Source organism: Vreelandella rituensis, assembly GCF_003336665.1.
Lineage (GTDB): Bacteria > Pseudomonadota > Gammaproteobacteria > Pseudomonadales > Halomonadaceae > Vreelandella > Vreelandella rituensis.
This window is the reverse complement of record NZ_QPIJ01000009.1, coordinates 72,639-95,129: the sequence shown is the minus strand read 5'-3', so window position 1 is coordinate 95,129 and position 22,491 is coordinate 72,639. Positions and strand designations below refer to the sequence as shown.

At 59.7% G+C, this 22,491-nt stretch carries 20 protein-coding genes; 16 read left to right on the top strand and 4 right to left on the bottom strand.

Annotated features, from left to right (window positions below):
• Window positions 1-311: 311 nt before the first annotated feature.
• Complete coding sequence (rpmE, locus tag DU506_RS06280; RefSeq protein WP_114486083.1) at window positions 312-527, bottom strand: 50S ribosomal protein L31; 216 nt, start codon at window positions 525-527, stop codon at window positions 312-314.
• Between the two features lie 147 nt (window positions 528-674).
• On the opposite strand from rpmE, the gene DU506_RS06275 reads away from it, so the two are divergent.
• The 13 genes from DU506_RS06275 to tatC all read left to right on the top strand — a co-directional run bounded on the left by DU506_RS06275 (window position 675) and on the right by tatC (window position 13,151).
• Complete coding sequence (locus tag DU506_RS06275; RefSeq protein ID WP_114486082.1) at window positions 675-2,915, top strand: primosomal protein N'; 2,241 nt, start codon at window positions 675-677, stop codon at window positions 2,913-2,915.
• 126 nt (window positions 2,916-3,041) lie between these two features.
• On the top strand, window positions 3,042-4,727 hold the full coding sequence (argS, locus tag DU506_RS06270; protein ID WP_114486081.1) for an arginine--tRNA ligase: 1,686 nt from the start codon (window positions 3,042-3,044) through the stop codon (window positions 4,725-4,727).
• 3 nt (window positions 4,728-4,730) lie between these two features.
• Window positions 4,731-5,453 carry an SPOR domain-containing protein gene (locus DU506_RS06265; protein WP_114486080.1) on the top strand — a complete coding sequence of 241 codons (723 nt, stop codon included), beginning with the start codon at window positions 4,731-4,733 and terminating at the stop codon, window positions 5,451-5,453.
• A gap of 193 nt (window positions 5,454-5,646) precedes the next feature.
• The gene (gene hslV, locus DU506_RS06260; RefSeq protein WP_114486079.1) at window positions 5,647-6,204 is read left to right on the top strand and encodes an ATP-dependent protease subunit HslV; all 558 of its coding nucleotides are present in this window, start codon (window positions 5,647-5,649) and stop codon (window positions 6,202-6,204) included.
• Window positions 6,205-6,214: 10 nt separating this feature from the next.
• A complete protein-coding gene (hslU, locus tag DU506_RS06255) occupies window positions 6,215-7,537 on the top strand; it encodes an ATP-dependent protease ATPase subunit HslU (RefSeq protein WP_114486094.1) in 1,323 nt (440 codons plus the stop codon).
• 79 nt (window positions 7,538-7,616) lie between these two features.
• Window positions 7,617-8,000, top strand: coding sequence for a gamma-butyrobetaine hydroxylase family protein (locus DU506_RS06250; protein WP_114486078.1), 384 nt, complete (start codon window positions 7,617-7,619; stop codon window positions 7,998-8,000).
• A gap of 131 nt (window positions 8,001-8,131) precedes the next feature.
• Entirely contained in the window at window positions 8,132-8,887 is a 756-nt protein-coding gene (gene ubiE, locus DU506_RS06245) for a bifunctional demethylmenaquinone methyltransferase/2-methoxy-6-polyprenyl-1,4-benzoquinol methylase UbiE (RefSeq protein ID WP_114486077.1), read from the top strand.
• Window positions 8,888-8,894: 7 nt separating this feature from the next.
• Window positions 8,895-9,533: a ubiquinone biosynthesis accessory factor UbiJ gene (locus DU506_RS06240; RefSeq protein WP_114486076.1), complete on the top strand. Its 639-nt coding sequence runs from the start codon at window positions 8,895-8,897 to the stop codon at window positions 9,531-9,533.
• Window positions 9,530-11,152, top strand: a complete 1,623-nt coding sequence (gene ubiB, locus DU506_RS06235) for a ubiquinone biosynthesis regulatory protein kinase UbiB (protein ID WP_114486075.1) — start codon at window positions 9,530-9,532, stop codon at window positions 11,150-11,152. The genes DU506_RS06240 and ubiB overlap by 4 nt, the downstream gene beginning before the upstream one ends.
• A gap of 59 nt (window positions 11,153-11,211) precedes the next feature.
• Window positions 11,212-11,610, top strand: coding sequence for a phosphoribosyl-ATP diphosphatase (locus tag DU506_RS06230; RefSeq protein WP_114486074.1), 399 nt, complete (start codon window positions 11,212-11,214; stop codon window positions 11,608-11,610).
• Window positions 11,611-11,649: 39 nt separating this feature from the next.
• Entirely contained in the window at window positions 11,650-11,925 is a 276-nt protein-coding gene (gene tatA / locus DU506_RS06225) for a Sec-independent protein translocase subunit TatA (RefSeq protein WP_114486073.1), read from the top strand.
• A gap of 3 nt (window positions 11,926-11,928) precedes the next feature.
• Entirely contained in the window at window positions 11,929-12,372 is a 444-nt protein-coding gene (gene tatB / locus DU506_RS06220; RefSeq protein WP_114486072.1) for a Sec-independent protein translocase protein TatB, read from the top strand.
• Complete coding sequence (gene tatC, locus DU506_RS06215) at window positions 12,369-13,151, top strand: twin-arginine translocase subunit TatC (RefSeq protein ID WP_114486071.1); 783 nt, start codon at window positions 12,369-12,371, stop codon at window positions 13,149-13,151. Before tatB ends, tatC begins: the two co-directional genes overlap by 4 nt.
• A 101-nt stretch (window positions 13,152-13,252) precedes the next feature.
• On the opposite strand, the gene elbB is transcribed toward tatC, so the two are convergent.
• Window positions 13,253-13,912: an isoprenoid biosynthesis glyoxalase ElbB gene (gene elbB / locus DU506_RS06210; protein ID WP_114486070.1), complete on the bottom strand. Its 660-nt coding sequence runs from the start codon at window positions 13,910-13,912 to the stop codon at window positions 13,253-13,255.
• A 184-nt stretch (window positions 13,913-14,096) separates the two neighbouring features.
• Between elbB and hemB the strand changes: the two genes are divergently transcribed.
• Both hemB and ppk1 read left to right on the top strand, forming a co-directional pair.
• Window positions 14,097-15,110 (top strand): porphobilinogen synthase, encoded by a 1,014-nt coding sequence (hemB, locus tag DU506_RS06205; protein ID WP_114486069.1) that lies wholly within the window; start codon window positions 14,097-14,099, stop codon window positions 15,108-15,110.
• A gap of 145 nt (window positions 15,111-15,255) precedes the next feature.
• Window positions 15,256-17,511, top strand: a complete 2,256-nt coding sequence (gene ppk1, locus DU506_RS06200; protein WP_114486068.1) for a polyphosphate kinase 1 — start codon at window positions 15,256-15,258, stop codon at window positions 17,509-17,511.
• A 67-nt stretch (window positions 17,512-17,578) separates the two neighbouring features.
• Here the strand turns inward: ppk1 and metE are convergent, their stop codons facing one another.
• The gene (gene metE / locus DU506_RS06195) at window positions 17,579-19,876 is read right to left on the bottom strand and encodes a 5-methyltetrahydropteroyltriglutamate--homocysteine S-methyltransferase (RefSeq protein ID WP_114486067.1); all 2,298 of its coding nucleotides are present in this window, start codon (window positions 19,874-19,876) and stop codon (window positions 17,579-17,581) included.
• Between the two features lie 100 nt (window positions 19,877-19,976).
• Here metE and DU506_RS06190 point away from each other — a divergent pair, with 100 nt between their 5' ends.
• Entirely contained in the window at window positions 19,977-20,891 is a 915-nt protein-coding gene (locus DU506_RS06190) for a LysR family transcriptional regulator (RefSeq protein WP_114486066.1), read from the top strand.
• A 6-nt stretch (window positions 20,892-20,897) separates the two neighbouring features.
• Here DU506_RS06190 and DU506_RS06185 read toward each other — a convergent pair whose 3' ends face one another.
• The gene (locus tag DU506_RS06185; RefSeq protein ID WP_114486065.1) at window positions 20,898-22,490 is read right to left on the bottom strand and encodes an ATP-binding protein; all 1,593 of its coding nucleotides are present in this window, start codon (window positions 22,488-22,490) and stop codon (window positions 20,898-20,900) included.
• Window position 22,491: the final 1 nt, after the last annotated feature.

The following is a 22,491-nucleotide window of genomic DNA, read 5'->3' as shown; positions in this document are numbered from 1 at the left end:
CGCGTCATTCATTAGGGTCAGGGGTTAGCTACCCCACTAAGACCGACTATACGCACGCATCGGCTTACGTTTTTCAGACATCGGCGCTTGCAACCGGGGAAGAGTCCCTATACGCCCTTCGCGCTACGCGACTCAGGAAGAGGTATTACGCGCTTTTAGATAAAAAGCCCGCCCTCGGCATTGCCGGGGGCGGGCTTCGCTTGAGTCTGGCCGATTCAACAAGCTATTAGCTCAAGAACCGTTTAACTCAAGAACCGTTCAGTTCAAGACCAAATGACGCAACGCCATTCAGGTTGATGCCAAACGGGTCATTAACCGCGCTTGACCGCAGCACCGAAACGCTTGTTGAAGCGTTCGACACGGCCACCCGTGGTCGCTTGCTTCTGCTTGCCGGTGTAGAAGGGGTGGCAATTGGAGCAAACGTCCAGAGAAAAATCGTGATCCGATGTCGTGCCGACATCGAAAATAGCGCCACAGGAGCAAGTCGCTGTGACCTTCTTGTAATCCGGGTGAATACCTTGTCTCATCTTGAGCCTCACTTGAGCTGTATGCCGCCACCTGATCACTTGCCAGGCACCGCATACGGGTTGAAAAAACTGCTGAACCGGTTAACGCCCTGAACCGTCTGTTTCAGGATAGCCGCGTACTATAGCAAAGCTGACGCCGGAGGCCAATTGCCCAATCCCGCTTTCTCGACCGTTCTCAGGGTCGCCCTGCCCTCGCCGCTGCGTCGCCTGTTCGACTACCTGCCGGGAAGGGAAGTTCCCAGCCAGGGATGGCAGCCGGGACTGCGTGTGCGGGTGCCCTTCGGTCGACGCGAGGTCGTCGGGGTGGTGATCGAGTGCGCCTCGCATAGCGACCTGCCTCTGGCAAAGCTACGTCCGATCAGCGCGGTACTCGATGAAACCCCGCTACCACCCGACTGGCTGTGGCTATGCCGGTTTACCGCCCGTTATTATCAACACAGCCTGGGCGACACCCTGCATCAGGCCATGCCGGCGTTGATGCGCCAAGGTCACCCCCTGGTCGGGCGCACTCACACCCTATGGCAATTGATCGACAGCACTTGTATAGACAAGACCTCCCCAAAACAACCCGACCCTTTGAGCCGCGCCCCGCGCCAGGCGGCGCTACGCGAGATGCTGCAACAGCATCCTCACGGCCTTGCCGGTCGCGCCATCTATGCCCAAGGATTCACCCGCGAGCAGCTGCGCGCCCTGGAGGAAAAAGGGCTGGTTGCGTCACGCGAGGTCACCCTGGCCGCTGCCGACCCCGCCGTGGGCGAGCTGCTCGCAACACCCACCCTGCCTCTCAATCGTGAACAAGCCGTGGCGCTGGCGGCGCTGCACGAGCGCCGCGACGACTTTCACCCCTGCCTTCTGGAAGGCGTTACCGGCAGCGGCAAGACCGAGGTCTATCTGCAATTGATCGAAGCCATCGCCCGCCAGGGGCGGCAATCCTTGGTGCTGGTGCCGGAAATCGGGCTAACCCCGCAAACCCTGGCACGCTTTCGCCAGCGTTTCTGTGTGCCGGTCGTGGCGCTGCATTCCGGGCTGACCGATCATGAGCGCCTGGATGCCTGGGAAGCTGCTGCCAGCGGGCGCGCTCTGATCATCATCGGCACCCGTTCGGCGCTGTTCACCCCGATGGCCAACCCCGGCGCGATTATCGTCGATGAAGAACACGACGGCTCGTACAAGCAACACGACGGCCTGCGTTATCATGCCCGCGACCTGGCCGTGGCCCGCGCCCACCATCACCGCATCCCCTTGGTACTGGGCAGCGCCACCCCTTCTCTGGAAAGCCTGCAACAGGCATTGAGCGGGCATTATCAGCACCTGCGCTTGACCCAGCGTGCCAGCCGTTTCCCGCCGGCCAAGCTCGAACTGGTGGATTTGCGCCACCGCCCGCGCCAAGGGGGGCTGACCCCCATCGCCATCGAGGCCATCAAGACCACGCTCGGCGCCGGTCACCAGGTACTGGTGTTCATCAACCGGCGCGGTTTCGCCCCGACCCTCGCCTGCCACGCCTGCGGCTGGTTGGCCGAGTGTCATCAATGCGATGCACGCATGACCCTGCACCGCCATCCGCCGCTTCTGGCCTGCCATCATTGCGACAGCCGCCGCCCCCTGCCGGATGCCTGCCCCGATTGCGGTAGCGGCGACCTGCGCGCGCTCGGGGCAGGCACCGAGCGCACCGAAGAGACGCTCCAAGGGTTGTTTCCCAAGGTGACGGTGCACCGCATCGACCGTGACAGCACCCGCCGGCGCGACAGCTTCGAGCAAGTCCTCAAGGAGATTCAGCGCGGCGCGCCCTGCTTGCTGGTCGGCACACAGATGCTGGCTAAGGGCCACCATCTGCCCCACGTCACCCTGGTGGTGGTGGTCAATGCCGACGGTGGCCTGTACGCCGCGGATTTTCGCGCTCTGGAGCACAGCGCCCAGCTACTCGAGCAGGTGGCTGGGCGCGCTGGGCGCGCCGCGCACCCCGGTCGCGTTCTGGTCCAGACCCTGCATTCGGACGACCCCCACCTCAGGCTTCTGGCAGAACAGGGCTACGCGCCTCTCGCCCGCCAGCTGTTGGAGGAACGCCGCGCCGCCAAACTACCGCCGTTCTGTTTCATGGCGTTGCTGCGCATCGAAAGCCCCAAGGAAGCCGCCGCCCTGGCGCTGGCCCAGCAAGCGGCCCAAGCCTTACGCGACTGGCTGGCCGACCGCCCGGTGCGCTGTCTCGGCCCGGTACCCGCGCCCATGGAGCGTCGCCAGAACCGCTATCACCTGCACGTGATGCTGGCGGCGGACAAGCGCAGCCAGCTGCACCCGGCGGCCAATTGGCTGAGCCAATGGCTGCAAGCCAACCCCGAGGCGCGCAAGGTACGCTGGTCGCTGGACATCGACCCCCAGAGCTTGAGCTGACTCCATTCACGGCGTGGCTTTGAAAGTGTGGCTCAATTGCCGATAATGAACCCCTTCGACGACGCAAAGGCATGTTTTACTCTTCCTGCGCTTCGCAGCACACCGACGTTACCCGGATATCCTCAAATGAAAGACACCATCATCTCTCTGCTCGACGGCGCCATCGTGACGCTCAAGCACCAGGGCGTGCTGCCGAATGACCTTCAAGCCGTGATCAAGGTCGATCCGACCAAGGACAAGGCCCACGGCGATTACGCCAGCAACCTGGCACTGATGCTGGCCAAGCCGGCAGGCAAGAAACCTCGCGAACTTGCTGAAATCCTGATTGCAGCCCTGCCTCAGGACGCCGCCGTCACCAAGGTTGAAATCGCCGGGCCGGGATTCATCAACTTTTTCGCCGCCACCACTGCCGCCGCTCAGGTGGTCGCCCAAGTACTGGATTGCGGCGACACCTTCGGGCGCAGCTTGCTTGGCAAGGGTGAAAAAGTGCAGGTCGAGTTCGTTTCCGCCAACCCCACCGGCCCGCTGCATGTGGGCCACGGCCGTGGCGCGGCGATCGGCGACTGCCTGTGCCGCTTGCTCGAAGCGACCGGCTATGACGTCACCCGCGAGTTCTACTACAACGACGCCGGCGCCCAGATCCGTAACCTGGCGCTTTCGGTTCAGGCACGGGCGAAGGGGCTGGGGCCGGAAGACGCAAGCTGGCCGGAAGACGGCTATCGTGGCCAGTACATCAGCGATGTCGCCAAGGACTATCTCGCCGGCGCAAGCGTGACTGCCGATGACCGCCACGTCACCGCCAAGGGCAATCCCCAAGACCTCGACGCCATCCAGGAATTCGCCGTGGCATGGCTGCGCCGCGAGCAGGACCTGGATCTCAAGGCTTTCGGCGTGGAATTCGACGTCTATTTCCTGGAATCGTCGCTGTACGACGAAGGCAAGGTCGAGGAGACCGTCAAGCGCCTGATCGAAAACGGCCACACCTATGAAGATGCCGGCGCCCTTTGGTTGCGCACCACCGCCTTCGGTGACGACAAGGACCGGGTGATGCGCAAGAGAGACGGCGGCTATACCTATTTCCTGCCCGACGTTGCTTATCATCTGAACAAATGGCAACGCGGCTTCAAGACGGTGATCAACGAACAGGGTGCCGACCATCACTCCACCGTCACGCGGGTACGTGCCGGGTTGCAGGCGCTGGAAGTCGGCATTCCCCAAGGCTGGCCGGACTACGTCCTCCACCAGATGGTGATGGTCACGCGCTCCGGGGTCGAGGTGAAGATCTCCAAGCGTGCCGGCAGCTACGTTACCGTGAGCGATTTGATCGATGAAGTGGGTCGCGACGCCACCCGCTTTTTCCTTGCCGCCCGGCGGGCGGATTCACAGCTCACTTTCGACATCGACCTGGCCCGCTCGCAATCCAACGATAACCCGGTGTACTACATCCAGTATGCCCACGCCCGGGTATGCAGCATGCTGCGCAAGACCCAGGATGCCGGTCAGGACTTCGATCACGACCTGGCCCTGGCCAACCTGGCACTGCTGGAAAGCGACCAGGAAAAGGCCGTGTTGAACCGCTTGGCACGCTTTCCCGAGGTGGTGGAAAATGCCGCCAGGAACCGTGAGCCGCAACAAATCGCGCAATACCTGCTGGATCTCGCCGGGGATTTCCATACCTGCTACAACGCGGTCAAGGTGATGGTAGAGGATGACGCCCTGCGCAATGCACGCCTGAGCCTGGGCCTGGCCACTCGCCAGGTGCTGCGCAACGGCCTTGACCTGATGGGTGTCAGCGCCCCCGAGGAGATGTAACCCATGGCCAGCCCGCGCAAGACGCCCGCGCGCCGCGGTGCGACAAGCCAACGCAAAGCCCCGCGCGCCAAACACAGCCGCTGGCGCGTGCCCGGCTGGGTGTGGGGCCTGGCAGGAATGGCGGCAGGCTTTTTCCTTGCCCAGCACCAGCACGGCACCGCGCCCTGGCAGGAGCAAGCAACCTCACCCCCCCAAGCCACGGTGTTGCCCAAGCCTTCCACTTCGCAAGAGCGTGAAGCCGCACAAGAAGCCGAGGCCGCCGAACCGGCCATGCCGACTTTCGAGTTCTATACCTTGTTGCCGGAGACCGAGGTAATCGCCCCGGGTGCCACACTGCCCTCCACCGCCTCGCGCCCGCCCATTCCAGCAAAGGCCATGGAAGAAGAGGCGGCTTCCGAGGCGCCGCAAAGTGACCCCATCGCCCAAGTGATCGCGGCCAATACGCGCCCCGACGAACAGGCACCCAGCAAACCTGCCGCAGCCGCCGAAGCGCATCGCTACATGCTCCAGGCCGCCTCGTTTCGGGAGATCAGCGATGCCGAGCAACTGCGTCAACGGCTACGCAATCTGAGTTTGCTGGCCCAGATCAGTGAAGTGCAGGCGGGTGGCGATACCTGGCATCGCGTTCAGGTCGGGCCTTACGACGATACCCGCGAACTTAACCGCGCTCAGGATTTGATGAATACCCAAGGGATCGAGCCACTGCTGATTCAACTGCAGAACTAATTTTTTCACAGGGTCTCTTGCACAGCATCCTGAACACACCTGCCATGAGTACCGGCCATCGGTGTTTGTCATAAGCGCGAGGCGGTTGATTTTTCAGGATGCGCCCACATTGTGTTGTGCATAGCAAAACACCTATCGCCGTCGGCGATACTGCAAGTCATCGGGAGCACGCCTCCCCCAAGGAGTTTTCTCCATGACCACCATCGTATCCGTGCGTCGCGGTAATCATGTCGCCCTGGCGGGTGACGGCCAGGTCTCACTGGGCAATACCGTGATGAAAGGCAATGCCAGCAAGGTACGCCGTTTGTATCGCGGCAAGGTGCTGGCAGGGTTTGCCGGTGGCACCGCTGATGCGTTCACCTTGTTCGAGCGTTTTGAAGCGCAATTGGAAAAATACCAGGGGCACCTTACCAAGGCTGCCGTGGAGTTAGCCAAGGACTGGCGTACCGATCGCGCCCTGCGTCGCCTGGAAGCCCTGCTGGCGGTCGCCGACCACAGCGCCTCCCTGATCATTACCGGCAACGGTGACGTGGTCGAGCCCGAGCGTGGCATCATCGCCATCGGTTCCGGGGGTAATTTCGCCCAGGCCTCGGCGCGGGCGCTGCTCGAAAATACCGACCTCTCGGCGCGTGAAATCACCGAAAAGTCGTTGGCCATCGCCGGTGACATCTGTGTGTTCACCAACCACCACGTGACACTCGAAGAGCTCTCCTATGAAGAGCAAGCTTCTGCAACGTCCACCGAACGCTAAGGCCGAGACCATGACCCAGATGACTCCCCGCGAAATCGTCCACGCCCTGGATCAATACATCATCGGCCAACAGGACGCCAAGCGCGCCGTGGCCATTGCCCTACGCAACCGCTGGCGTCGCATGCAGCTCGACGACGACTTGCGCCCGGAAGTCACCCCCAAGAACATCCTGATGATCGGCCCCACCGGCGTGGGCAAGACCGAAATTGCCCGGCGCCTGGCCAAGCTGGCGCGCGCGCCCTTCATCAAGGTCGAAGCGACCAAGTTCACTGAAGTCGGCTATGTGGGCCGGGATGTGGAGTCGATCATTCGTGACCTGATCGAAGCGGCATTCAAGATGGTGCGCGAGCAGGCCAAAGAGGAAGTCGGCAATCGTGCCGCCGACGCTGCCGAAGACCGGATTTTGGACGCCCTGCTGCCGCCGCCGCGTGGCCAGGAGGACCAGCCGCGCCAGGACAGCGGCACCCGCCAGGCCTTTCGCAAGAAATTGCGTGAAGGCCAGCTGGATGACAAGGAAATCGATATCGAGATTTCCGCGCATGGCCCGAACGTCGACATCATGACCCCGCCGGGCATGGAAGAGATGACCAACCAGCTGCAAAGCCTGTTTTCCAATATGGGCCAGCAGAAACGCGAAACCCGTCGTGTCGCGGTCAAGGATGCCTTTGCCCTGCTGCGTGACGAAGAAGCCGCCAAGCTGGTCAACGAGGAAGAGATCAAGGCACGCGCCGTGGAAGCGGTCGAGCAGCATGGCATCGTGTTTCTGGATGAGATCGACAAGGTGGCCAAGGGTAGCGGCCAGTCCAGCGGTGGCGAAGTGTCACGCGAAGGTGTTCAGCGCGACCTCTTGCCGCTGATCGAAGGTTCCTCGGTATCCACCAAATACGGCATGGTCAAGACCGACCATATCCTGTTCATCGCTTCCGGTGCTTTCCACCTGTCACGGCCTTCGGATCTGATCCCCGAGCTCCAGGGGCGCCTGCCGATTCGCGTGGAACTCGATGCGCTGACGCCGAATGACTTCAAGCGCATTCTGACCGAGCCTTCCGCCTCATTGACTCGCCAGTACAAGGCGCTGCTGGCCACCGAAGGGCTGGATATTTCCTTTACCGATGACGCCATCGAACGGATCGCGCAAATTTCCTGGCAGGTCAACGAAGGCACTGAAAATATCGGCGCACGGCGTCTGCATACGGTCATGGAACGCCTGCTCGAAGAAGCCTCGTTCAAAGGCGGTGACATGCAGAGCCCACTGGTGATCGACGCGGATTACGTCAATGCTCAGCTTGGCGAACTGGCGATGGATGAAGACCTGGCACGTTATATTCTCTAGAAAGCTGGCTACCTGGGGGCTTGCTCGCCAGGTAGCCGTTTTTTAGATAGAGGTTACCCCGGTAACCGAGGAGGTCGGCATGAACGTCCCTGAACCCAAACAGGTTCACTACCACAAGAAATCGCGTGAACTTGAACTGAGCTACCCCGATGGCAGCCATTACCGGCTACCGGTGGAATACCTGCGGGTCTATTCACCCTCCGCCGAGGTACGCGGTCACGGTGGGGAAACCGCCGTACTACAGGTGGGCAAGAAAGACGTGGGCCTGGCGAACATCACGCCCACCGGGCGCTATGCGCTCAAGCTGCACTTCGATGATGGCCACGACACCGGCCTTTACAGCTTCACTTATCTGTACGAACTGGCGACCCGCTTCGATAGCTATTGGGCGGATTACCTGGCCCGTCTCGAAGCTGCCGGCGCCTCGCGTGAGCCCCTGGGTATCGAAATCCGCCAGCTGTGAACTCCTCCGTGGGTCGAGCCGCCCGGCAAGCAAAGACAAGCCGGGTGGAGTAAGGCTACAATGTCGCCTGTATCGTCCCCATGGCCACGACGCCCAACTGCCACCGCCTCGAATTCGGGAGCCTTAGTGATATGAGCCCCACGCAAAAACGCACCACTCACTTCGGTTATCAGGAAGTCCCGGTCGACGAGAAAGCGTCACGTGTCGCCGATGTATTTCATTCGGTCGCCGCTCGTTATGACCTCATGAACGACCTCATGTCCCTGGGCATCCATCGCCTGTGGAAACGCCTGACCATCGAACGGGCGGGCGTACGTCCCGGGCACCGGGTGCTGGATATCGCCGGCGGCACGGGTGACCTCACTTTGAAGTTCTCGCGTCTGGTCGGGCCGCGCGGCCAGGTGGTCTTGGCCGACATCAATGCCTCCATGCTCAAGGTGGGCCGCGACAAGCTGATGGATAACGGCGTGGGCGGCAATGTGGAATATGTCCAGGCCAATGCCGAATGTCTGCCATTCCCCGACAACAGCTTCGATTGCATTACCATTGCCTTCGGCCTGCGCAACGTTACCGACAAGGACGCGGCCCTACGTTCCATGACCCGGGTACTCAAGCCCGGCGGGCGTTTGCTGGTGCTGGAATTTTCCAAGCCCGACAACGCCTTGCTCAGCAAGGCCTACGATGAGTATTCATTCCGCCTGTTACCGAAGGTAGGGGAGCTGGTCGCGGGTGACGGTGATAGCTACCGTTATCTGGCTGAGTCCATTCGAGTGCATCCGGATCAGGAGATGCTCAAGGCCATGATGGAAAGTGCGGGGTTGGAGCGCGTGGAATACACCAACCTCACCGGCGGTATCGTCGCCCTGCATCGCGGCATCAAGCTATGAGGTTGGCATGCTGGTAACCCCCTCCCTGTTGCTGGCGGGCCTTGAGCGCACCCTGAACGCATTGCTGGCACGAGACCCCGCTGCGCCTTCGCGGCTGGATGCGCTGGCCGGCAACCGCCTGTTGATACGCCTGGAACAGCCTCGTCTGCATCTACTGGTTCATTTTCACCATCACGGCATCGACCTTCTGCGTGGCGACGAGGTCGACGAAAAAGACGTCAATGCCGTGGTCGAGCTCTCCCCGGACACGCTTTCCGAATGGATCAGCGGAAAATCCGTCGAGCGATTGATGTTCGAAGGCAAACTTTCGGTGCGCGGCCATATCCATCTTTTGGAAGCGGCCCGCGAACTGTTTCTGGACCTGGATCTCGACTGGGAAAACGAACTGGCTCACTGGCTGGGTGATATGCCCGCACATTCGCTGGCGGAAGGTTTACGCCGCATGGCGCGCTGGGGGCTGCGCGCCAAGGATGAGCTGCTCCAGGACGTCGCCGACTACGTTTTCGAAGAAGCTCGCCTGCTGCCGGGCCGCCATCAGCACGATATCATCCGCGACCATCTGACTGAAATCGATATCGCCACCGACCGCCTGGAGGCTCGGCTGGCACGCTTGCATAAAAAGCTCACCCAGGAACCGCGCTCATGATTCTGCGCCTGCTGCGCATTTCCTGGGTCATCAGCCGTCATCGGCTGGATACCCTGATTCCCATGGAACGTCTTCCCTGGTGGCTGCGTACCTTGCTGTGGTTTTCCCCGCTACGCTTGATTCCAGTGGGTTCACGTTCTCGAGGGGAGCGCTTGCGTCTGGCAATGGAACTGCTCGGGCCGATCTTCATCAAGTTCGGGCAGATGCTTTCCACTCGGCGCGATCTTTTGCCGGAAGACATCGCCGACGAACTCAAGCGCCTGCAAGATCAGGTACCCCCGTTTCCCGGCCACTTGGCCGTGGCGCGCATCGAAAAAGAGCTGGAAACCTCGATCGCCCTGGCATTTGCCGAATTCGACACTACCCCTCTGGCATCGGCCTCGATCGCCCAGGTTCATGCCGCCCGGCTGCACAGCGGAGAAGACGTGGTGGTCAAGATCATTCGCCCGGGTCTCACTCGCGTCATGCGCCAGGACATGGCGCTGATGTACCAGGTCGCCCGGATACTGACCATGGTGCCGGAGGCCCGGCGGCTGCGTCCGGTCGAAGTCATCCGCGATTACGAAGCCACGCTGTTCGATGAACTCGACCTGTACAAAGAAGCGGCCAATACCTCCCAGCTCAAGCGTAATTTCAAGGATTCTCCGCTACTGTTCGTGCCCAGCATTCATTGGCAGTTCACCCGCCGGGGCATGATGGTGCAGGAGCGTATTCGCGGCGTACCGGTGGCGGACACCGCCATGCTGATCACCAAAGGCACCAACTTGAAGAAACTTGCCGAGCGTGGGGTCGAACTTTTCTTCACCCAGGTATTTCGCGACAACTTCTTTCATGCCGATATGCATCCGGGCAATATCTTCGTCAATTGCGACAACCCGGAAGATCCCCAGTACATCGCCATCGACTGCGGCATCGTGGGCAGCCTGACCCGCGAAGACCAAGACTACCTGGCACGTAACCTTCTGGCCTTCTTTCATCAGGATTACTACGAAGTCGCCGCCCTGCACATCGAATCCGGCTGGGTGGGTGAAAACACCCGCGCCAATGAGTTCGCCGCCGCGATACGCACCGTATGCGAGCCGATTCTGGAAAAGCCGCTCAAGGACATCTCCTTCGCCCAGGTGCTGTTGGGGCTGTTTCAGACCGCACGGCGCTTCAATATGGAAGTCCAGCCGCAGCTGGTATTGCTGCAAAAGACGCTACTCAATATCGAAGGGCTGGGACGTCAACTCTACCCCGACCTGGACCTATGGAGCACTGCCAAGCCTTATCTAGAACAATGGATGAAAGAGCGTGCCGGTATCGGGGGGCTATGGAAATCCCTCAAGCGCCAGGCACCGGAACTCTCTCATCAACTCCCGGAACTTCCGGCACTTGCCCACCAGGCACTCAGCCGCATGGAGCACGAACATCGCCAACGTCTGCAACAGGCCGGAGCCATCGAAGGCATCCGTCACCAGCTACAGCGCAAGGACAAGCGCCAGCACCGTTTACGCCTGGGGTTGATCCTGATGGCACTGGCTTTGGCCTGGCAACCGCTGAGTTCCTGGGTCTCGATCCAGGATTGGCCGGTACTGGCGGCGGCTGCCATCGGCCTGGCGCTGGTAGTATGGCATTGACCTCTTTTCTCTTTGCACCTTTTTTCTTTTGACCCTTTTTCTTTGACCGGACGCTCAGCATGCAAGACACTTCATCACAATCGTCTTCTTCACAACCATCTTCTTCACAACCGACCTCAGCCGAACAGAGCATTCTCGATGCATTGGCCGAGGTATTACGCCAAAGGCGACACGCAGCACCGGAAGATTCTTATGTCGCCGCCTTGCATCACAAGGGTTTGAACAAGATACTCGAAAAAGTCGGCGAAGAAGCGACCGAAACACTGCTGGCCGCCAAGGATGCCGAACACGGCACTGAGACACAGCGTCACGCCCTTGTCGCCGAAACCGCTGACCTGTGGTTTCATAGCCTGGTCATGCTTTCGCACCTGAACATGGATCATCAGCCGGTACTCGACGAGCTGGCTCGTCGCTTCGGAATCTCGGGTCACGTGGAAAAATCCGCCAGATCCCAATAACACCGCTATCAACCGCAGCACCGTAAAGAGGAATTGCATATGTTAGGTGGTATCAGTATTTGGCAGCTGCTGATTGTTCTGGGCATCATTATCCTGATTTTCGGCACCAAGAAACTGCGCAACGTAGGGACCGACCTCGGCGGGGCCATGAAAGGCTTCAAGAAAGCCATGCATGAAGACGAAACGGAAGATGCCGACGCCAAGGCCAAGAAGACCGACGAGCCCCGCGCCAAGGTCGCCCATGAAGACAACGGCAACACTTACGATGTGAAAGCCGAAGAAAAGCAGCCCGAACGTTCCGACGAGCGTAAGTAATCTATGCTGGATATCGGCTTTCTTGAGCTATTGCTCATCGGTGTAGTGGGCTTGTTGGTGCTGGGTCCCGAGAGACTTCCCCGCGCCGCCCGTACGGTGGGCCTGTGGATTGGCAAGGTCAAGCGAACGGTGTCCGGCATGCAGCGTGAAATCAACGCCCAGCTGGAAACCGAAGAGTTACGCCAGAAGCTCAACGAGCAGCAACAGAAACTCGACGATAGCCTCAAGAAGGCCAAGCAGGACGTCGAGAGCCTGGCGGATACGCCCCCTTCGCGTTCGGACGCTGCGAACCCCAGCGAGACGCCGGAGCATGAACCGTCCCCCGAGGACACTGTGGCGCGTGCTGCCTCCCGGCTCGACGATGCCCTGGCTACCGTGCGTGAAGACATACCGAGCGCATCGTCCAATGATACCTCGGCCGCCAAGAAGGATACCGATTCCCGATGAGCACGTCCGGCGACTCGCAGAAAGAGCAAGGCCAAGCCCCTTTGATTGAGCACTTGATCGAACTACGCTCGCGCCTGATGCGCTCGGTGGTGGTGATCCTGGTGATCTTTCTGGGACTGTACTCGTTTGCCAACGACATCTATTCCTTCGTCGCCCAGCCTTTGATGGCGCTGTTGCCGCCAGGCTCGCAGATGATTGCCACCGAAGTGGCATCGCCCTTCCTGGCACCGTTCAAGCTGACCCTGGTGGTGGCGGTATTCGCCGCCATTCCCTATGTGCTGCATCAGGCTTGGGCATTTGTCGCACCCGGGCTTTACGACAATGAAAAGGCCATGGCGGTGCCGATCCTGGCCTCCAGCATCGCGCTTTTCTATACCGGGGCGGCATTTGCCTATTACGTGGTATTTCCGCTGCTGTTTCAGTTTTTCACCCAGACCGGGCCGGAAAACGTGGCGGTAATGACCGATATCAATCAGTACCTCAACTTCGTTCTCAAGTTGTTTTTCGCCTTCGGTGTGGCGTTCGAGATCCCCATTGCCACCTTCCTGCTGATCGCCTCCGGGGCCACCACGGTGGAAAGCCTGTCGAAAAAACGCCCCTATATCGTCCTGGGGTGTTTCGTGATCGGAATGCTGCTGACGCCACCGGACATTATTTCCCAGAGCCTGCTGGCGATACCCATGTACCTGCTTTATGAAGTGGGGCTGTTGTTCGGCCGCCTGGTACGCAAACGTAAGGCGGAAAAAGCCGCCGCCGAGGAGCAGGATGAAAATGCCTGACATCTTAGGCAGATAACGTGATTTCAGTGCAGTAAAATCGCAAAATGGCCCCTCCAGGTGATGTGTACGTAAAACCTGGAGGGCCGTTTTGCCTCAGGCTATCAGGCCAGCATTTCGTCGATACGATCCACGAGCTTGAAGATTCCGGTAGCCGCCTCACTGATTCGCGTCGCCAGCATATAGGCCGGCGTGGTTACCACCCGGTGTTCGCGGTCCACGACGATGTCTTCCACGCCACAACTACGGTGCAGCCCCCCCATGGCACTGATGGCACCGGAAACGCCCGGATCGTTGCCCACGGTTACCGCAATACCATCGCCCAGCAAACGCGGCACCAACACCGGCGAGATGCACATCAGGCCGATCGGCTTGGAATCTTCACGAAAGCCCGCCAGCGCTTCCTTGAGCGCCTCGAGCACCTGCATGTTGTCGCCAGCCTGGGCAAAGTCGGAGAGGTTCTTGGCCACCCCGAAACCGCCGGGGACGATCACCGCGTCGAAATCATCGGCCTGGAGTTCGCCAAGTTCGCTGATCTCACCACGGGCCAGGCGTGCGGCTTCTTTCAATACATTGCGGCTTTCGCCTTCTTCCGGTGCCTGGGTAAGATGATTGACTACCTCGTGCTGCTCGATATCCGGGGCGAAGCAACGATAACCGATCCCCAGCTGGTCCAGACGCAGCAGCGTCAAGGTGGTTTCATAAATTTCCGAGCCGTCGAACACACCACAGCCTGCCAGGATCACTGCCACCTGTTTGGTCATTTTTTATTTCCTCATCTGGGTGTCGCCGCCATGGGCAATGCTGAATAAATCAAGCATCCACTTTAGTGAGTCTCTTCTCCGGCCACAAGGCGGCTTTCGCCGGATAGCACGCCTGATATACTCAGGGAATATTTTCGCCGGCACCACTGGCGGTCAGCTTTTCGTTATTGTCTGGAGAAACGCCTTGAACACGCCCAGCCCTCGCCATTTTCCTGCGCTACGCATGCGTCGCATGCGCCGCGATGATTTTTCCCGTCGCCTGATGCGGGAAGCCACCCTGACACCCAGCGACCTGATCCTGCCGGTTTTCGTGCTGGAAGGCGAAAACCAACGTGAAGCGGTCGCCTCGATGCCCGGGGTGGAACGCTTGTCACTGGATCTTTTGATCGAGCAGGCACGCGAGGCCTACCAACTGGGCATTCCCGCCCTGGCATTGTTTCCGGTGGTTACCGCGGAACATAAAAGCGACCTGGCGGAAGAAGCCTATAACGCCAATGGGCTGGTACAGCGCAGCGTGCGGGCGTTGAAAGCCGCCTTGCCGGAACTGGGTATCATTACCGATGTGGCGCTTGACCCCTACACGAGCCATGGCCAGGACGGCATTATCGATGAGCAGGGCTATGTCCAGAACGACCGCACCGTCGACACCTTGCTCAAGCAAGCGTTGTCCCACGCCGAGGCCGGCGCCGACGTGGTGGCACCCTCGGACATGATGGATGGGCGCATTGGCGCCATTCGCCAGGTACTCGAACAGGAACACCTCCACAATGTGCGCATCATGGCCTACAGCGCCAAGTATGCTTCGCATTATTACGGGCCTTTTCGTGATGCGGTGGGCTCGGCAGCCAATCTGGGCAAGGCCGACAAGCGCACCTACCAGATGGACCCGGCTAACAGCGATGAAGCCCTGCATGAAGTCGCCCTGGACCTGGCCGAAGGCGCTGACATGGTGATGGTCAAGCCCGGCATGCCTTATCTGGATGTGGTTCGCCGGGTGAAGGACGAACTCAAGGTGCCCACTTTCGCTTATCAGGTCAGCGGCGAGTACGCCATGCACCGTGCGGCGTTCGACAACGGTTGGCTGGAAGCCAAACCGGTGATCATGGAATCGTTGATGTGCTTCAAGCGTGCCGGTGCCGACGGTATCTTGACCTATTTCGCCCTGGAGGCAGCCCGTTACATGCAACCTCAAGGGTAGGCCTAGGCTAGATGGTCGCACCGGATAAGCATGGGGCCTGTGATGACAGTTCTGTCATCTGGTTGTCATCCTCGTCGATTAACCTCGACGCATATTCACCAATATTCGCCCCCAAAGCTGCCTGGGCGTGATCGGGAGCGCATACATGCAAGACCCAGCCATTGATGGTTCCCAGTGGGAGCACACTGTTTTTAAGAACGAAATTTTTAAAAACGAAGGTGTCTTTAAGAACGAGAATGCCTCCCAGAACGAGAGCAGCGACACCGCAAGCGAGGCGGCACCCTTGCGCCTCAATCGCACCCCCACCGGCGTGCAGACGCGCCACCCCGTGCCGGAAACCGACCTCGACGATCCGTTGCTGTATTTCAATCGTGAGCTTTCCCATCTGAAATTCAACATTCGAGTGCTCGAACAGGCCCTCGATGAGTCGCATCCCCTGCTCAATCGCTTGATGTTCCTGTTGATTTTCTCCTCCAACATGGACGAGTTCTTTGAAATCAGGGTGGCCGGGCTCAAGCATCAAGTCGCTTTAGGCGATGACACCACCGGCGCGGACGGCAGGCTACCCAAGGCGGTACTCGCGGAAATCTCGCAAATCGCCCATCAACAGATTATCCGCCAGTACCAGATACTCAACGACACCTTGCTACCGCAGCTGGAAACCCAGGGACTACGCTTTCGACGACGCGATCAATGGACAAAAGAGCAAAAGGCCTGGGTCCGCGAGTTCTTCGATAACGAAATCATGCCGGTGATCAGCCCTATCGGGCTGGATCCTTCGCACCCGTTTCCCCGCCTGGTCAACAAGAGTCTGAATTTCATCGTCAGGCTGGAAGGCAAGGATGCCTTCGGGCGCGCCGGGGGCATGGCGATCCTTCCCGCCCCACGCTCACTGCCCCGCTTGATAGCCCTGCCCAAGTCTCTTTGCGAAGAAGGCTTCTCCGAATACGTCTTCTTGTCTTCGATGATCCACGCCCACGCTGATGAGCTGTTTCCCGGCATGAGCGTGTGCGGTTGCTATCAGTTCCGACTGACGCGCAATGCCGACATGAGTGTCGACCCCGAAGAAGTCTCCGACCTGGCCTCGGCGCTACGCGGTGAATTGCTCGCGCGTCGCTATGGCAATGGGGTACGCCTGGAAGTGGCGGAAAACTGCCCGGCCGACTTGATCGACTTTCTGCTGACGCAATTCGAACTGGGGCCGGACGATCTGTACCTCGTTGAAGGCCCGGTCAACCTGACCCGCATGATGGCGGTGCTGGGAGACGTCGACAGGCCGGATCTGGTCTATCGCCCCTTCACTCCCAGTATTCCCAATTCGCTCAAGAGCGGCAGCTTGTTCCAGGCCATCGCCAAGCACGATATCCTGTTGCACCACCCCTTTCAGTCGTTCACGCCGATCGAAGACCTGCTGCGCGAGGCGGCGCGTGATCCGAACGTGCTCGCCATCAAGCAGACGCTATACCGTACCGGCGCCGAATCTCCGATTGTCAGTGCCCTGGTGGATGCCGCAAGCCTGGGCAAGGAAGTCACGGTGGTGATCGAGCTTCGTGCCCGTTTCGATGAAGCCGACAACCTGGTACTCGCCTCTCGGCTGCAGGAAGCCGGCGCCATCGTGATTTACGGCATCATGGCCTACAAGACCCATGCCAAGATGCTGCATATCGTACGACGTGAAAAAGGCAAGCTGCGCCACTATGCCCACCTGGGCACCGGCAACTATCATTCCAAGACTGCCAAGCTGTATACCGACTACAGTCTGCTCACCGCCAATCCCAGGCTGTGTAGCGATGTTCACAAGGTCTTTCAGCAGCTCTCCGGCATGGGCAAGGCAAGGCGTATCGATACTCTGCTGCATGCACCTTTCACTCTGCACGAGCGATTGGTGGAAATGATCGAGCGCGAAGCACAGCACGCCCAGCAAGGTAAGCGCGCTCACATCATCATCAAGTGCAACTCCCTGACCGAGCCCAAACTGATCCGAGCGCTTTACCGGGCGTCTCAGGCGGGGGTCGAGTGCGACCTGATCATTCGCGGCATGTGCTGCCTACGCCCTGGGGTGCCGGGCATCTCGGACAACATACGGGTACGCTCGATTATCGGGCGCTTTCTGGAGCACACCCGCGTCTTTCATTTTCATAACGATGGCGAGCCGGAAATCTGGTGCTCGAGCGCCGACCTGATGGCGCGCAACATGTTTCACCGGGTGGAAACCTGCTTTCCCCTGCTGGAAAAGAAAATCGCCACCCGGGTGCGCAAGGACCTGGAAACCTATTTGGTGGACAACTGCCAGAGCTGGCGGCTGCAACCCGACGGGCAATATGAGCTTCAGTGCCCGAACGGCAGCGCCCCCATCAGTGCTCAGGAAACGCTGCTTTACGCTTATGCTTCGAAAAGTTGATCTACTCAGCCCCTGGCACTGCTGGCCAGGGACTGATAGTCAGGGGCTAAGAGCCTGGAGCTGATAGTCAGGCGTAACGTTTGCGCAGAACTTTCGCAGCTTCCACCATATTGGCCAGGGCCGGTTCGACTTCTTCCCAGTGACGGGTTTTCAACCCGCAATCAGGATTGACCCACAGCCGCTCGGTAGGAATCTTCTCCAGCGCCTTTTCCATCAACTGCACCATCCAGGCTACCTCGGGAATATTGGGGGTGTGGATATCGTAGACACCGGGGCCAATCTCGTTGGGATAGGCGAAGTCCTGAAAGGCCGCCAGTAGCTCCATGTCCGAACGCGAGGTTTCGATGGTGATTACATCGGCGTCCAGTGCGACAATCGCCCCGATAATGTCGTTGAATTCCGAATAACACATATGCGTATGGATCTGGGTCTCGTCGCGCACCCCGGAGGCGCTCAACTTGAAGCATTCCACTGCCCAATTCAGGTAAGCCTGCCATTGCCCCTGGCGCAGCGGCAGCCCTTCGCGCAAGGCCGGTTCATCAATCTGAATGATGCTGATGCCCGCACGTTCAAGGTCCACCACCTCATCGCGTAACGCCAGCGCAATCTGACGGCAGGTGGTCTCGCGGGGCTGGTCGTCGCGCACGAAGGACCACTGCAGAATCGTCACCGGCCCGGTAAGCATGCCTTTCATGGGTTTGTCGGTCAGTGTCTGGGCGTATTCACTCCAACGCACCGTCATGGGTGCAGGACGGCTGACATCCCCATAAATTACCGGCGGTTTGACGCAGCGTGAGCCGTAGCTTTGTACCCAGCCGAATCGGGTAAAGGCGAACCCCTCGAGCTGTTCGCCGAAATACTCGACCATGTCGTTACGTTCGGCTTCGCCATGTACCGGTATATCCAGCCCCAAGGCTTCCTGACGTGCGACGCTATAGGCGATTTCCTCACGCATGCGCGCTTCATAAGCCTCACGCTCCAGGGTCTTTGCCTTGAACGCCCGGCGTGCCGCACGGATGTCCTGGGTTTGCGGAAAGGAGCCGATGGTGGTGGTGGGAAACAGGGGTAGATCAAGTTTGCGCCGCTGAGCCAGGGCGCGTTGGGTATAGGCGCTGCTGCGCGCGCTATCGGCAAGCTGTATGGCCGCCAAGCGGGCTCTTACCGTCTTGCGGCAGGTCCGCTCGGAGTCGCGTCGTTCATCCAGGGCGCGGGTGACTGCGTCCAGGCGCGCCTCATCCTCGGCGGTAGCCCGGTTGTCCAGCAAACGAGAAAGGCTGACCACTTCATCGAGTTTCTGCCGGGCAAACGCCAGCCAGCTTTTCAGCTGATTATCCAGGTCGCTTTCAAGTTCGAGGTCCACCGGCACATGCAACAGCGAACAGCTCGGGGCCAGCCATAGGCGATTGCCCAGGCGTACCTTTACCGGCATGAAGCGTTCCCGCAAAGCCGCCAGGTCCGCTCGCCAGATATTACGTCCATCCACCAGCCCCACCGAGAGCACTTGATGCGGGCCGAGACGATCGATCACATGGGTAAGTTCATCCGCTGCCCGCATCGCATCGACATGCAACCCGGCCACCGGCAGGCGCGTCGCAAGCGACAGATTATCGCCCAAGCTGCCAAAGTAAGTGGCCACCATCAGTTTGAGCGGTGCCGTCTGGAGGCGGTGATAGGCACGTTCATAAGCTTGTTGCCAGACCAGGGGGAGATCCTGCACCAGGGCGGGTTCATCGAGCTGCACCCATTCCACCCCCTGTACCGCCAAGCGATTGAGCACCTCGCCGTAAACCTCGACCACCTCTTCCAGCAGCGACAAACGGTCAAATGTCTGACCTTTTTCCTTACCCAGCCACAACCAGGTCAGTGGCCCGGTCAAGGTCACCTTCACCGAATGTCCGGCCTGGTGCGCCTCGTCCACCTCATCGAACAAGCGAGTGGACGCCAACTGAAAGCGCTGATGTTCATGCAGCTCGGGGACCAGGTAGTGATAGTTGGTATCGAAATACTTGGTCATTTCGCAAGCCGCCGCCGGGGTACCGCTGGGTGCCCGACCGCGCGCCATGCGAAAGGTGGTATCCAGGCTAACGTCGCCCGCGGCCAGTTCTTGCTGAGCGGCAAAGCGCTCCGGCACCGCCCCCAGCAAGGCGGAAACATTCAGCACCTGATCGTAGAAAGCGAAATCACCTACGCTGACCCAATCCAGCCCGGCCTGGCGTTGGGCCGCCCAGTGGCGGGCACGCAAGTCACGTCCGACATTTTCCAGGGCCTCGTGATCCTGATCGCCTTTCCAGTAGGCTTCCGTGGCTTTTTTCAATTCGCGCTGCGCGCCAATGCGTGGATAGCCCAGAATATGAGAAACTGTCATGATGAAACCTTCCAACGTGAATAATTTCACACAGTCTGCAAGCCGCCCCACTGTGAATCAAACTAAACTTACTAATGACTACCATGAATAAAATTCACTTATGATCGAGTTACGTCACCTGAGAACCCTGGCCGCCCTGCGGGAAACCGGCTCCCTGGTGGAAGCCGCCGACCGCGTGCATCTCACCCAATCCGCGCTTTCGCATCAACTCAAGGATCTGGAAGCTCGTCTGGAAAGCACGCTCTTCGTGCGCAAGACGCGGCCAGTGGAATTTACCCGTGCGGGGCTGCGCTTGCTCGCCCTGGGCGATCAGGTATTGCCTCAGGTACGCATGGCCGAGCGGGATCTGGCACGTCTGGCGGGCACCGAGCAGGGGCGGTTGCATATGGCCATCGAGTGCCACAGCTGTTTTCAATGGCTAATGCCCACCGTGGATCATTTTCGTGACCATTGGCCGGAAGTGGAAATCGACATTCCCAGTGGCCACCACTTCGACCCTTTGCCGGCCCTTGCCCGGGAACAACTCGACCTGGTGATCACCGCAGACCCCCAACCGATTGCCGGGGTGCACTATGAGCCCTTGTTTCGCTATGAGGGTTTACTGGCGGTGGCGCGTCAGCATTCGCTTGCGGCAAAGCCATTCGTGACCGCCCAAGACCTGCGAGAGGAAACCTTGATCACTTATCCGGTGGAGCACTCACGGCTGGATGTGTTTACGCAGTTTCTCGATCCCGCCGGCGTACGTCCCAAAGAGATACGTACCGCTGAGTTGACCATCATGATGATGCAACTGGTGGCCAGTGGACGGGGGGTCTGCGCCTTGCCCAGCTGGGCATTGACCGAGTATCTGGAACGCAATTACGTGAGTGCGGTGCGCCTGGGGCGCGAGGGCGTATGGGGAACGCTGTACGCGGCGTTGCGCGAAGAAAATCGAAAAGCACCCTGGATGGAGGATTTTCTGCGTACCGCCCGAGAAACCTCGTTTGCGGTACTCGAAGGTATCAAACCGGCCTGAGCCGTATCATTCACGGCGGGGAAGCAACAGCGTAAAGCGGGCACCTTGCAACTCGGGACTTTGATCCACGGTCACGCTGCCCCCGTGCCAGGCCATGATTTTCTCCACGATCGAGAGCCCCAGCCCGTATCCCCCGGAGCTGCGCGCCCGGCTGTCATCAAGCCGGGCAAACGGCTTGAATATCTCGGCACGCGCCTCCTCAGGGACACCGGGGCCGTCATCTTCAACATCGATACGTACCAGGTGAGGCTCGTCATATAACCGGATAACCACTCGCGACCGGGCATAGCGGCAGGCATTGCTGACCAGATTCTGCAAGGCGCGCTGCAAGTAACGTGGTTCCACACTCAATTCGACATCGTCATCGTGCACCAGCTGCAGCGACAAGTTCTCGTGCAAGGGTGAAAGCGTCTCGATGACTCGCTCGGCCATCGCCCCGCAGTCTATCAGTGCGGTTTCCATTTCCGCGCCGTTGATCGACTCGCTGCCCAGACGGGCATAGGTGAGAATCTCGTCGACCAGATCGTCAAGTTCGGAAATGTCGCCATCGATGCCTTGCAGTTGGCGCCGAATCGCCGGCTCCTCGGTCATGTCCTCGACCATCTGGACGGCAAAACGGATACGTGCCACCGGGGTGCGCAATTCATGCGAGACAGCGCGAATCATTTCCTGCTGACCACGTAACAAGGATTGCACCTGAGTAGCCATACCATTGAACGCCATTCCCAGGCGGCCTAGAAAATCGCCGCTTTCCACCTTCACCCGGGTTTCCAGACGTCCGCTGGCGATGCGGGTGGCGGCCAGTTCCAACCGCGACATACGGGTTTCGATACTGCGCATGATCAGGTAGATGATCAGTGCCAGCACCACCATCAAGCCGAGCAACAAGGCCATATGCAGCTTCAGCGGCAGCAACTCCTGATGGATGACCGGCCCGGCCTGTAACCACTGCGTCTCTCCCGGCAGGCGATACAACAACTTGGCGTCCAGCGTATGCGAGACTAGCTGTATGACTACCTGGCCTTGCTCCAGCTGTGTCTGCTGAGCCGGGGTTATGTCTGCGGGCGGTGCCGACAGCAACGTCAGCGGCCATGCGCCCTGCTCCAGGGTTGCCAGGTACTCGACCCGTTGGGACGGCCTGATACCCACCAACCAGTCACCCAGCAAGCGCATCACGCCCTGCCACTGGCGTTCGCTCCAGTCTGGCAACTCGGCTTGAAGCACCCAGGGCATGTCAGGCAACTGTTGTTGTAGCTCCCAGGCGTCTGAACCATTGATGACCAATACCTGCCCGCGTGCGAGACGTGCGCTGGCGAAGTACCGATCGCCGACTTCCTCGATTGGAAGCAACGCCAAGTCCATGCCTACTTGCTGGGCATACTCAGTCAACGCCCTTTCCCGAGATGCCTCGGGCTCCTTGGCGAGCGCTTCTGCCAACAACGACATGGGCAACGCCACCAGCTGTTCCCGGCGCTCTTCGTTACGAACCTGTTCGATCAACATTCGCCCTGACAATGCCAGGAGAAACAGCATCAACAGCGCCAACCCGAGCAACACATAAAAACGCAGGAAAGTGCCATGGGACAACAAGCGCCGCATC